Source organism: Fictibacillus halophilus, assembly GCF_016401385.1.
Classification (GTDB): domain Bacteria; phylum Bacillota; class Bacilli; order Bacillales; family Fictibacillaceae; genus Fictibacillus; species Fictibacillus halophilus.
Window position 1 is genome coordinate 1,001,345 of sequence record NZ_JAEACF010000001.1, and the last position, 11,097, is coordinate 1,012,441.

An 11,097-nucleotide genomic window follows, 5' to 3' on the forward strand; every position below is an offset into this window, starting at 1 on the left:
TTGAAAGAAAGACAATTCATGTTTGCAACAATTGCCCTCATACTTGGCGGAATGCTGGCGATCCAATTTGAGACCACAAACAATCCTGTTGTTCGGGACACTAGAGATTTATGGGAATTAAGAGCTGATTTGGAAAAAGAAAAACAGCGTCAGCAGGAGCTTAATGAGGAATTTGAACGTTATAGTGAACTCCTAAACCAATATAAAGGTGACGGAAAAGACGAAAAAATCCAAGCAATGGAAAAAGCGCTAAGGGATTTAAAAAAACAGGCAGGATTAACAACGATTAGCGGACAAGGAATCGTAATAACGATCGAACCTTTTAATGAAGAGCTAATTGGAGTAGATCAACCTGTTCCAAAAATAGATCCTGATATGCTTAGAAGACTTGTAAATGAATTAAATCGATACGATGCAAATGAGATCAGTATAGATGGACAACGTGTTGTATCTAAAACCCCGATCCGGGAAGTGAATGGAAACATCTACATAAACAATGAGCCTGTTTCTTCATTTCCGATTGAAATCAGAGTTTTGGCAAAAGACAATGAAAAACTTCATCAGAAGATCATTGCTTCACCAGCTGTTGAGGAGTTTATCCGAGAAAATTTTCTCGTCGAATCTGAACAAACAGCTAAAGTTATTTTGCCAGCTTTCGATAAAGATATGAAGGTGAAGTTTATGAAACCGGCAAAGGAGGAAACGTAAGATGTGGTTGCCGGTACTTGGACTGTTATTAGGTCTACTATTAGGTTTCATGTCTGATATCCGGGTCCCTCCAGAATATGCAAATTATTTATCAATCGCTGTCTTAGCTGCACTTGATACTTTATTCGGTGGTATACGTGCACATCTTCAAGGCAGTTTTGAAGATAAAGTGTTCATTACAGGTTTTTTCTTTAACATTTTATTGGCTGCAGGGCTCGCGTACTTAGGGGTACATCTTGGTGTTGACCTGTATCTAGCTGCAATTTTTGCATTTGGTGTTAGGTTGTTTAATAATATCGCTGTTATTAGACGCTTAATTATTTCCAAATGGTCAGATTCGCGCAAAAAGGCCTAAAAAATTTGAAAAAACGGTAAAAAAAAAGAGGGATAACCCGTTGTTTGTGGAATTTATTCCATAATTAAGCGCAAATCAAGGGATTACTAAAAAATTTAAGAAGATTTATTGGATGAAAGGTAAGGAGGTGCCACAGAATGAACAGCAATGAAATTTATGTAAGTTTAGACATCGGTACATCCAATATTAAAGTGATCATTGGAGAAATGACTAGTGAGTCCTTTAATGTTATTGGTGTTGGCCATGCAAAATCAGCTGGAATCAGAAAAGGTTCCATTGTAGATATTGACGAAACTGTTCGTTCCATAAGAAAAGCCGTAGAGCAAGCAGAGAGAATGTTAGGTATTCCTATTAATGCAGTGATCGTAGGTGTAAAAGGAAACCATATTCAACTTCAGCCATGTCACGGTGTAGTTGCGGTATCAAGAGAAGACCGAGAAATCGGTGATGAAGACATTGCTAGAGTCATAGAGGCAGCTCAGGTTATGTCAGTGCCTCCAGAACGCGAAATTATAGATGTGATTCCTCGACAATTTATTGTTGACGGTACAGATGAGATTATTGATCCCCGAGGCATGTTAGGTGTTCGCCTTGAGATGGAAGGAACAGTGATAACTGGTTCCAAAACAATCTTACATAATTTATTACGATGCGTAGAACGAGCTGGACTTACAGTGGCAGACATTTGTTTAGAGCCATTGGCAACATCATCGATTGCACTTTCACGAGATGAGATGGAGCTTGGTGTAGCACTAATCGATATTGGTGGGGGTTCTACTACACTATCTGTTTTTGATCAAGGAACCATGCAGTTAACTTCAGTTCTTCCGATTGGTGGAGACTTTATCACAAAAGATATATCCATCGGATTAAGAACTTCTGCTGAAGATGCAGAAAAGATTAAGCTGAAGCATGGTCATTCTTTCGTGGATTATGCGTCAAAAGATGAGACATTTACAGTATCGCAAATTGGATCTTCACAAGAACAAGAAATCTCGCAATACGAACTCTCGTTAATTATTGAAGCTCGTATGGCTGAAATATTTGAGATGATTGATGATGAATTGCATCAGCGCGGATACTCCGAACTGCCAGGCGGTTTTGTGATTACAGGTGGAGTTGCTGCAATTCCAGGAGTCCTTGAACTCGCTCAAGATATTTTCCAGCAGAACGTACGCGTTTCATTGCCGGATTATATCGGGGTTAGAGAACCGAAGTTTACAGCAGGTGTTGGATTAATCCAATTCACTCACAAAAATATTAAAGTTCAAGGAAAAGAAGTTGCTACTGCGTTAGCTGATAACGCTGGAGAACCTTTACCTAAAAAGAAGCAACAATCCAGCCAAAAATCGGGACAAGAAAAACAATCCGGTGGCATGAAATCAAAAGTCAAAGACTGGTTTGGTTTATTTTTTGAATAACATTAAGGAACTAGTCATTAGGAGGAACGCTCATGTTAGAGTTTGATATGAATATGGATCAATTGGCGACAATTAAAGTTATTGGTGTTGGTGGCGGCGGAAGCAACGCTGTAAACCGTATGATCGAACACGGTGTACAAGGTGTAGAATTCATCTGTGTAAATACAGATGCACAAGCCTTGAATCTTTCTAAAGCACCTGTGAAAATGCAGATCGGAACGAAATTAACAAGAGGACTTGGGGCAGGTGCAAATCCTGATATCGGTAAAAAAGCAGCTGAAGAAAGCCGCGAGCAGATCGAAGAAGCACTTAGCGGTGCTGATATGGTATTCGTAACAGCTGGAATGGGTGGCGGTACAGGTACTGGTGCAGCTCCTGTAGTCGCAGAGATCGCTAAAGATCTTGGCGCTCTTACAGTTGGTGTTGTTACAAGACCGTTCACTTTTGAAGGACGTAAACGTTCTACACAAGCTGTTGGTGGAATTTCTGTATTAAAAGAAAAAGTTGACACATTGATTGTTATCCCGAATGATCGATTGCTAGAGATCGTAGATAAAAATACTCCGATGCTCGAGGCTTTCCGTGAAGCGGATAATGTTCTTCGCCAAGGTGTACAAGGTATTTCAGATTTGATCGCTGTACCAGGATTGATCAACCTTGACTTTGCCGATGTAAAAACAATCATGACTGAACGTGGATCTGCACTGATGGGTATTGGTGTAGGTACTGGTGAGAACCGTGCCGCAGAAGCTGCGAAAAAAGCCATTTCATCTCCACTTCTTGAAACATCTATTGATGGAGCAAAAGGTGTATTGATGAACATTACTGGTGGAGCTAACTTGAGTCTTTATGAGGTGAACGAAGCGGCAGATATCGTTTCATCTGCTTCAGATCCTGAAGTAAACATGATCTTTGGTTCCGTAATTAACGAAGAATTAAAAGATGAGATCCTAGTTACGGTTATCGCAACTGGATTTGATGAAACTGAAAAGATGGTTAACAACCAACAGAGAGCTGAGCGTCCTAGAATGCAGCAAGCTCCTACTTCTAATCAGTCTCATTCTTCTCAAAGTCAATCTCAACCACAAAGCCAGTCCCAAGGGCAAACACGTGAAGAGAATCAAGAATCTAGAAATACTTCTTACACGAATGCTGATTCAGATACGCTTGATATTCCAACTTTCTTGCGTAACCGCAGCCGTAACAGAAGAAGATAAATACAAAAATGAAAGCATGTTCTCTATTTTAGAGAGCATGCTTTTTTGTTTTTGCAAAAAACATCTTCCTAAAGCTGTTTTTGAATTCATTGTTGCATTTGTTAGTAGTCGATTTCAGTTCCAGTTTGCTCGCTTTCCGTGGGGCAGCTATTTGAGAAGAAGAATGTTGCTATCAAAATTTTTGAAAAATGCTTCAATGAATAGTTAATTGGAGAGTAAGGGCGACACTCCTGCATGATGAGTGGGATTGTTGAATGAGGAAGCGACTGAACAGCAACGACAAGCATAAGGGAAATGGGTCATGAAGGAGTTCTTTGCCTTCGTGGACTATTTCCTTATGACCTCGAGGGGATGGGAGCTGAAGCTGGACAGGTGAGACCGTTCAATGACGCAAAGCGGCGAATGGGCTCACCGCATACCCTGCGGAAAGCGAGCTCTGCAGCGGAAATTGACCTCCTTCATGAGCAACAATGCTAAGCATACAGTTTTTTGTCATATTCTTGTCCGAAAAGCGTATATCTAACATATAAGTTATTTTGACAAAAATAGAGAAAATAAGAACTTTACTTCTCTCATAAACTGACAGACTTTCAAACAACCTATACGTTATACTGATTTCAAAATTAAGAAAGGAGAAAACCAATGACCCTTTATTTGGATGTCATTTGGTTTCTTAATTTCTGCATTGATTATGTTTTAATCTCTCTGACAGCGTATGTGCTCAAGCGCAATGCATCGAAAAAGAGAATCCTACTTGCTTCTTTATTAGCATCAAGTTACGTGTTTTTAGTGATCTTCCCAGAGCTTATGTTATTTTCACAACCGGTTATGAAGTTTATTCTTTCTATTTTTATCATGATTGTGGCGTTTGGATTTAAGCGTTTCAAATTTGTCATGAAGAATATCGCCATGTTTTATTTTGTTTCTTTTGTGACAGGTGGAGGTATTTTTGGTCTTCATTATTTTATGCAAAGTGATGCTGTGATTATGAATGGAGTTATAACGACAAAAAGTTCAGGTATGGGTGACCCAATCAGCTGGCTATTTGTTGTAGCAGGTGTGCCTCTTCTTTGGTACTTTTCAAAGAAAAGGGTAGATGACATTTCTGTGGAAAAAATGGATTCCAACAGTCTTGTCAAAGTTAACATCCAAATTGATCAAATATCTTTATCTGCAAATGGACTTATTGATACCGGTAATAAATTATATGATCCAATTTCTAAAATGCCTGTCATGATCCTTGATATGAACAAACACGGTCATTCTTTTCCAGAAATCATTCAAACCGCTGCCAAAGATGTTCTTGCAATGAATACAGATGACAATGAACACCCTTGGCTGAATAGGCTGCGCATCGTACCGTACCGTGCAGTTGGGCATCAGCAATTTTTAGCTTGTATAAAACCCGATAGCGTTGAAATTGAAAAAGATGGAGTATCTGTAGCATCTCCACAGTGTCTTATAGGTTTGAGCTGGACTGTATTATCTAGCGAAGGTCAGTTCGATGCAATCGTTCATCCTAAAATGTACCTGCAACATGTACAAGCGTCTTAAAAAACGATAGTACGAGACAACAACCTAAAAGAAGATAACATGAAAGGGGAGTTAACATGTTCAATAAGTGGCGTTTAAAGATGACAATGTACTGGTATAAGTTACTATTTAAGTTGGGGCTCAAGTCAGACGAGATTTATTACATTGGTGGAAACGAAGCTTTACCTCCTCCGCTTAGTAAAGAAGAAGAAGCGGTTTTGCTTGAAAAGCTTCCTTCTGGTGATCAAGCTGCCAAATCTCTTTTGATCGAAAGAAATCTTCGCTTAGTCGTATACATTGCACGAAAGTTTGAGAATACAGGGATTAACATTGAAGATTTAATCAGTATAGGAACGATAGGCTTGATTAAAGCAGTGAACACGTTCAACCCAGAAAAAAAGATCAAGCTCGCCACTTATGCGTCAAGGTGTATTGAAAACGAAATTTTGATGTATTTACGCCGTAACAACAAGACGCGTTCAGAAGTATCATTCGATGAACCGTTAAATGTGGATTGGGACGGAAACGAACTTTTGCTCTCAGATGTTCTAGGTACTGAAGACGATATTATAACGCGAAGAATTGAGGCTAATGTAGATCGTAAACTTTTATTAAAAGCGCTATTTACATTAAATGATCGTGAAAAACAGATCATGGAGCTTCGCTTCGGTCTATCAGGTGGTGAAGAGAAAACACAAAAGGATGTTGCAGATATGCTCGGTATTTCTCAGTCATATATTTCAAGGCTTGAAAAAAGGATCATAAAGAGACTCCAAAAAGAATTTAATAAAATGGTTTAGCACATATTTTATATAGGTTTTGATAAGTTCTTACCATTTTCTCTAAAATGACAATTGCATAAATTTCCCTCCGTTCGGTGATACTTAATTTGAAATTAGCTCCCGGCAGGAGGGAAAAGACTTGACAAGAAATAAAGTTGAGATTTGCGGAGTTGACACATCAAAGCTTCCTGTTTTAAAAAATCCAGAGATGCGTATTCTTTTTGATAAGATGCATAAAGGTGATCCTGATGCACGCGAAACTTTGGTCAACGGAAACCTCAGACTCGTTCTGAGTGTCATTCAACGGTTCAACAACCGCGGAGAGCATGTAGATGATTTATTTCAAGTAGGTTGTATTGGGCTGATGAAGTCCATAGACAATTTTGATCTAGGTCAGAATGTTAAGTTTTCTACCTATGCGGTTCCGATGATCATTGGTGAGATTCGCCGGTATCTTCGAGACAATAACCCGATAAGAGTTTCAAGAAGCTTAAGGGATATCGCATATAAAGCACTGCAAGTTCGAGATCAGCTTATGAACAAACTATCTCGGGAGCCAACCGCACAACAGATTGCAGAAGCTCTAGATGTACCGAAAGAAGAAGTGGTCTTTGCACTTGATGCCATCCAAGATCCCGTGTCACTATTCGAACCGATCTACAATGATGGCGGTGATCCGATCTTTGTTATGGATCAAATCAGCGATGATAAAGCAAAAGACATGCAGTGGATTGAGGAAATTGCTTTAAAAGAAGGAATGCGACGTTTGAATGATAGAGAAAAAATGATCTTAACGATGCGTTTCTTTCAAGGAAAAACGCAAATGGAAGTAGCAGATGAGATCGGTATATCACAGGCGCAAGTATCAAGACTTGAAAAAGCAGCGATCTCTCAGATGAATAAGAATATCCAAAGCAGCTAAAACCCGTTTTCACGGGTTTTTTATTTTTGGACAGAAACATGAATTAGCTTTGTCCTTCATATACTGATAGAAGAAGGGCGGGGTTGCAGATGAATAAGATATCAGATTTTCAAGTGAAAGATGTTGTTAACGTTGCGAATGGAAAGAAGCTTGGTCATATAGCTGATCTTGAAATCAATTTAAATACTGGAAAGATAGATGCGATCATCATCCCTGGTGCAGGAAAGATGCTTGGTTTTTTTGCAAGAGAAAACGACATCGTGATACCTTGGAGAAATATAGTGAAGATCGGTGCAGATGTTATTCTTGTAAGACATATGGAAGCTAGTGAATTAAATGAATATGTTAAAGAACCGTTTGATCAATTGAAATAAACGGTTCTTTTTTCTTTCTTGCCTGAAAATGTGGTAAAATAAAGATAAAACTTTCCAGGAGGAGTACATACATATGAACACATTTGAGCAATCTGGAAAGCATCTTGCACTAAAGAGTTGGATGAAGATAAATTCTAAGGTTCTAGCGGGTTTCACAACTCGTGAAGGCGGGAATAGTACAATGCCCTTTGATTCTATGAACATGGGTTTTCATGTGAATGATGATCCTGATAAGGTTAGGCAAAACCGAAAATTCTTTTCAGAAGATATCAGTTTTCCTGTTGAAAATTGGGTAGGGTCTAAACAAGTTCATGCTGCTAATATTGTAAAGGTAACTAAAGAAGATCGAGGATTAGGCTCTTTAGATTTCGAAACAGCTTTACCTGATACAGATGGCTTATATACATCAGATGAAAATATCCTTTTAACGTCTCTTTATGCAGACTGTGTTCCTCTCTATTTTTTTTCGCCAAACGATCATTTGATAGGACTCGCACATGCGGGATGGAAAGGTACTGTTGCAAAGATCGGTCCAGCAATGATCAACACGTGGCATGTTGAAGAGAATGTTGATGTGAAGTCAGTATTAGCCGCAATTGGTCCTTCTATAGGTCATTGCTGTTATGAAGTAGATGATCGAGTAATAAATGAAGTAAAGGTAGCGTTAGACGGACATGCTGAAGACAGCGTTTATAAGAAAAATACAGCAGGAAATTATCAATTAAACTTAAAAAAACTGAATGAAATCCTTCTCTTAAGAGCTGGAGTACTGCCTGAAAATATAATTGTTTCAGATCAATGTACGAGCTGTCAGAACGATGTGTTCTTTTCGCATCGTAAAGACAATGGCAAGACGGGAAGAATGATGAGTTATATAGGCAGGAAAGGGGATTAATCCAGAATTGGGAATCAAAGAAAACAAAGAACACATTTTAAAAGAAATTCAAAGAGCCTGTGAGAAAAAAAACAGATCTTCAAAGGGCGTTAATTTAATCGCTGTGACGAAATATGTGAGTAAGGAAACAACAAAAGCCGCTGTTTCAGCAGGTATTGAACATATTGGTGAAAACAGGATAGAAGGCTTGTTATCAAAAAAAGAATTTCTGAAAGACATGCCTGTTAAATGGCACTTTATCGGCACTTTGCAAACTAGAAAAGTAAAAGATATTATTGAGCACGTGGATTACATTCATTCATTAGACCGTTTAAGTCTAGCGAATGAGATACAAAAAAGAGCAGAAAAGACTATTTCGTGCTTTGTTCAAGTTAATGTAGCAGAAGAAGATTCCAAACACGGTTTGCCAGTAAAAGATGTTGTAGATTTTGTCGATAAATTAAAAGACTACGATCGTATAAAGGTTGTCGGACTTATGACTATGGCTCCTTTTACTGATGATGAATCCTTAATCAGAAACGTGTTTTCAACATTAAAGCAACTTCAATTGGAAATACAGAAGCAAGAAATGGTTCATGCTCCATGTACAGAACTATCTATGGGAATGTCTAACGATTTTTCGATTGCTGTTGAAGAAGGTGCAACATTTATTAGAATTGGGACAAGTTTAGTAGGAAAAGAATTTTAGGAGGTGGTACAGATGGGAATTAAAACAAAATTCAAGCGTTTTTTTGATCTGGAAGACGATTATGATTATGAAGAGGATTATGAGGAAGAATCAATGCCTGAAGAAGAAGAAATCACACCTTCTCATACGAAAAAAGGAAAACCGAACGTAGTAAGTCTTCAAAGTATTCAGCAACAAGTTAAAGTTGTTCTAGTAGAACCTCGTGTATATGCAGAAGCACAGGATATCGCAGATCAATTAAAGAATCGACGAGCTGTTGTTATGAATTTACAAAGAATTCCGCATGATCAAGCAAAAAGAATCGTAGACTTTTTATCAGGGACTGTTTATGCAATCGGTGGTGACATTCAAAAGTTAGGACCGAATACATTTTTGTGTACTCCTGAAAATGTTGATGTTTCCGGAACGATTTCAGAAATGATGGAAGAAGATTAAATCAGGCAGGTGAAAATTATTGAATATGATCTATGCAGTTGAAGACGTAGTACTAACTCTTATCCAGATCTACTATTACATGATTATCGGATACATACTATTATCTTGGTTTCCAAATGCTCGTGAGTCATCCATCGGTCAAGTGATCGCGAGGCTAGTCGAACCATATCTATCTCCTTTTCGAAAGATTATTCCGCCACTTGGCATGATTGATCTTTCTCCGATCGTAGCTCTAATGGCTCTGCACTTTGCGCGTTTTGGAGTATCGGCGATCGCACAGATGGTAGCTCGTTCACTGTAGGGGTTTTCTATGAGCATCTATCAGCATTATAGACCAGAAGAGCATGAATTTGTGGACCGGGTCTTGCACTGGAAGTCGGAGGTGTTGGAGAGGTATAGTCCAAGGCTGACTGACTTTCTTGATCCAAGAGAACAAGAGATCGTAAAAACCATCGTTGGAAACGATACAGAAGTTCGCCTCTCTTTGTGGGGAGGCTCTTCTTTTTCTGAGCGAAAAAGAGCATTGATCTATCCCGATTATTTCGATGCTCAAAACGAAGATTTTCAATTAGTCTGTTATGACATTCAATATCCTGCTAAATTCTCTACGATCGAACATAGAGATGTTTTGGGTGCTTTAATGAACATCGGTGTTAAAAGAGGGAAGTATGGTGATATTTTAATTTCAGGAGATCGTGTTCAGTTCATATGTGCAACCGAGATTGCTGGATTTATCGAATTGAACTTAACGAAAGTCGGAAAGACAGGTATTCAGTTACATACGATTCAAGAAGATGAATTAATTGAAGTAAAGACAGAATATAACGAAAAGAGCGGGACTGTGTCTTCCCTGCGGCTCGATGTTGTTGTCGCTGAGGTGTACAACCTATCTCGCGCAAAAGCATCTCCCTTGATTCAACAAGGACGGGTTAAGCTCAATCATAAGATCGTCGATCATGTTTCAACTGAAATGATGGAAGGTGATGAGCTTTCAGTAAGAGGATTTGGCAGGAGTAAACTCATTGCGATTGAGGGAACGACTAAGAAAGAAAAGTGGCGTATTCGTTACGGGCTTTTAAAATAATTTGCGTAAGTAGAAGGATTGACAGAAAATTTGTCGAAATTAGGTAAAAAATAATGCATCAATGGAGGTGGCCGTTGTGCCTTTAACACCACTGGATATTCATAACAAGGAATTCACAAGAGGTTTCAGAGGGTATAGTGAAGATGAAGTGAATGACTTTTTAGATCAAGTCATCAAAGATTATGAAACAGTGATCCGAGAAAAGAAAGAACTAGAGGAAACGGTAGCGAACCTTGAAGAAAAGATCTCTTATTTTAAAAACATTGAGGAAACTCTAAATAAGTCGATTCTGATTGCTCAAGAAACAGGAGAAGAAGTAAAACGCACAGCTACGAAAGAAGCTCGCTTAATTGTAAAAGAAGCGGAAAAAAATGCGGATAGAATCATTAATGAATCGCTATCTAAATCTCGAAAGATCTCAATGGAAATCGATGAATTGAAGAAACAGTCTTCTGTCTACCGAACACGTTTCAAAATGTTGATCGAAGCTCAACTTGAGATGTTAAAGAACGATGATTGGGATTCTTTGAATGCACCTGATAATCTTGAAGGCTATGAACTTCAGGAAGTAAAGTCGTAAGCTTGACATTACTTTGAAAAATCGCATATACTTTTCTAAGATTAATATGTGACGAAGACGGGGACAGTAAATTACTTTTATCTATTAAAGCGATCTAGGAAAT

14 protein-coding genes and 1 other annotated feature (1 of these 15 running past the window's edge) are annotated in these 11,097 nt (G+C 38.5%); all 14 genes read left to right on the forward strand.

The genetic code is table 11. From position 1 onward, the window contains the following. The 14 genes from I5J82_RS05335 (at window position 1) to I5J82_RS05400 (ending at window position 10,994) form a co-directional block, all read left to right on the forward strand. Entirely contained in the window at window positions 1–708 is a 708-nt protein-coding gene (locus I5J82_RS05335; protein WP_198766972.1) for a DUF881 domain-containing protein, read from the forward strand. Between the two features lies 1 nt (window position 709). Beyond that, window positions 710–1,063 (forward strand): small basic family protein, encoded by a 354-nt coding sequence (locus I5J82_RS05340; RefSeq protein WP_198766973.1) that lies wholly within the window; start codon window positions 710–712, stop codon window positions 1,061–1,063. Between the two features lie 137 nt (window positions 1,064–1,200). Beyond that, complete coding sequence (ftsA, locus tag I5J82_RS05345) at window positions 1,201–2,484, forward strand: cell division protein FtsA (RefSeq protein ID WP_197127656.1); 1,284 nt, start codon at window positions 1,201–1,203, stop codon at window positions 2,482–2,484. 32 nt (window positions 2,485–2,516) lie between these two features. Then, the gene (gene ftsZ / locus I5J82_RS05350; protein WP_198766974.1) at window positions 2,517–3,701 is read left to right on the forward strand and encodes a cell division protein FtsZ; all 1,185 of its coding nucleotides are present in this window, start codon (window positions 2,517–2,519) and stop codon (window positions 3,699–3,701) included. A gap of 642 nt (window positions 3,702–4,343) precedes the next feature. Then, window positions 4,344–5,255 (forward strand): sigma-E processing peptidase SpoIIGA, encoded by a 912-nt coding sequence (gene spoIIGA / locus I5J82_RS05355; protein WP_198766975.1) that lies wholly within the window; start codon window positions 4,344–4,346, stop codon window positions 5,253–5,255. Window positions 5,256–5,311: 56 nt separating this feature from the next. Beyond that, the gene (sigE, locus tag I5J82_RS05360) at window positions 5,312–6,034 is read left to right on the forward strand and encodes an RNA polymerase sporulation sigma factor SigE (protein ID WP_137789730.1); all 723 of its coding nucleotides are present in this window, start codon (window positions 5,312–5,314) and stop codon (window positions 6,032–6,034) included. A 121-nt stretch (window positions 6,035–6,155) separates the two neighbouring features. After that, the gene (sigG, locus tag I5J82_RS05365; protein ID WP_066240567.1) at window positions 6,156–6,938 is read left to right on the forward strand and encodes an RNA polymerase sporulation sigma factor SigG; all 783 of its coding nucleotides are present in this window, start codon (window positions 6,156–6,158) and stop codon (window positions 6,936–6,938) included. 89 nt (window positions 6,939–7,027) lie between these two features. Then, window positions 7,028–7,312 (forward strand): YlmC/YmxH family sporulation protein, encoded by a 285-nt coding sequence (locus I5J82_RS05370; protein WP_066289211.1) that lies wholly within the window; start codon window positions 7,028–7,030, stop codon window positions 7,310–7,312. 73 nt (window positions 7,313–7,385) lie between these two features. Next, window positions 7,386–8,207, forward strand: a complete 822-nt coding sequence (gene pgeF / locus I5J82_RS05375; protein WP_198766976.1) for a peptidoglycan editing factor PgeF — start codon at window positions 7,386–7,388, stop codon at window positions 8,205–8,207. Window positions 8,208–8,214: 7 nt separating this feature from the next. Next, complete coding sequence (locus tag I5J82_RS05380; RefSeq protein WP_198766977.1) at window positions 8,215–8,895, forward strand: YggS family pyridoxal phosphate-dependent enzyme; 681 nt, start codon at window positions 8,215–8,217, stop codon at window positions 8,893–8,895. A 12-nt stretch (window positions 8,896–8,907) separates the two neighbouring features. Continuing rightward, entirely contained in the window at window positions 8,908–9,330 is a 423-nt protein-coding gene (locus I5J82_RS05385) for a cell division protein SepF (RefSeq protein WP_198766978.1), read from the forward strand. A 25-nt stretch (window positions 9,331–9,355) separates the two neighbouring features. Next, entirely contained in the window at window positions 9,356–9,631 is a 276-nt protein-coding gene (locus I5J82_RS05390; protein ID WP_233096567.1) for a YggT family protein, read from the forward strand. Between the two features lie 9 nt (window positions 9,632–9,640). Then, window positions 9,641–10,414: a YlmH family RNA-binding protein gene (locus I5J82_RS05395; protein WP_198766979.1), complete on the forward strand. Its 774-nt coding sequence runs from the start codon at window positions 9,641–9,643 to the stop codon at window positions 10,412–10,414. A 76-nt stretch (window positions 10,415–10,490) separates the two neighbouring features. Then, entirely contained in the window at window positions 10,491–10,994 is a 504-nt protein-coding gene (locus tag I5J82_RS05400; RefSeq protein ID WP_137789726.1) for a DivIVA domain-containing protein, read from the forward strand. Between the two features lie 45 nt (window positions 10,995–11,039). Continuing rightward, window positions 11,040–11,097, forward strand: a binding site (T-box leader) (it continues 168 nt past the right edge of the window).

Bases quoted from the DNA above. Each gene is read 5' to 3' on its own strand.
- I5J82_RS05385 (WP_198766978.1), top strand. From the start codon at position 8,908: ATGGGAATTAAAACAAAATTCAAGCGTTTTTTTGATCTGGAAGACGAT.
- ftsZ (WP_198766974.1), top strand. From the start codon at position 2,517: ATGTTAGAGTTTGATATGAATATGGATCAATTGGCGACAATTAAAGTT.
- I5J82_RS05370 (WP_066289211.1), top strand. From the start codon at position 7,028: ATGAATAAGATATCAGATTTTCAAGTGAAAGATGTTGTTAACGTTGCG.
- pgeF (WP_198766976.1), top strand. From the start codon at position 7,386: ATGAACACATTTGAGCAATCTGGAAAGCATCTTGCACTAAAGAGTTGG.
- ftsA (WP_197127656.1), top strand. From the start codon at position 1,201: ATGAACAGCAATGAAATTTATGTAAGTTTAGACATCGGTACATCCAAT.
- I5J82_RS05390 (WP_233096567.1), top strand. From the start codon at position 9,356: ATGATCTATGCAGTTGAAGACGTAGTACTAACTCTTATCCAGATCTAC.
- I5J82_RS05395 (WP_198766979.1), top strand. From the start codon at position 9,641: ATGAGCATCTATCAGCATTATAGACCAGAAGAGCATGAATTTGTGGAC.
- sigE (WP_137789730.1), top strand. From the start codon at position 5,312: ATGTTCAATAAGTGGCGTTTAAAGATGACAATGTACTGGTATAAGTTA.
- spoIIGA (WP_198766975.1), top strand. From the start codon at position 4,344: ATGACCCTTTATTTGGATGTCATTTGGTTTCTTAATTTCTGCATTGAT.
- I5J82_RS05340 (WP_198766973.1), top strand. From the start codon at position 710: ATGTGGTTGCCGGTACTTGGACTGTTATTAGGTCTACTATTAGGTTTC.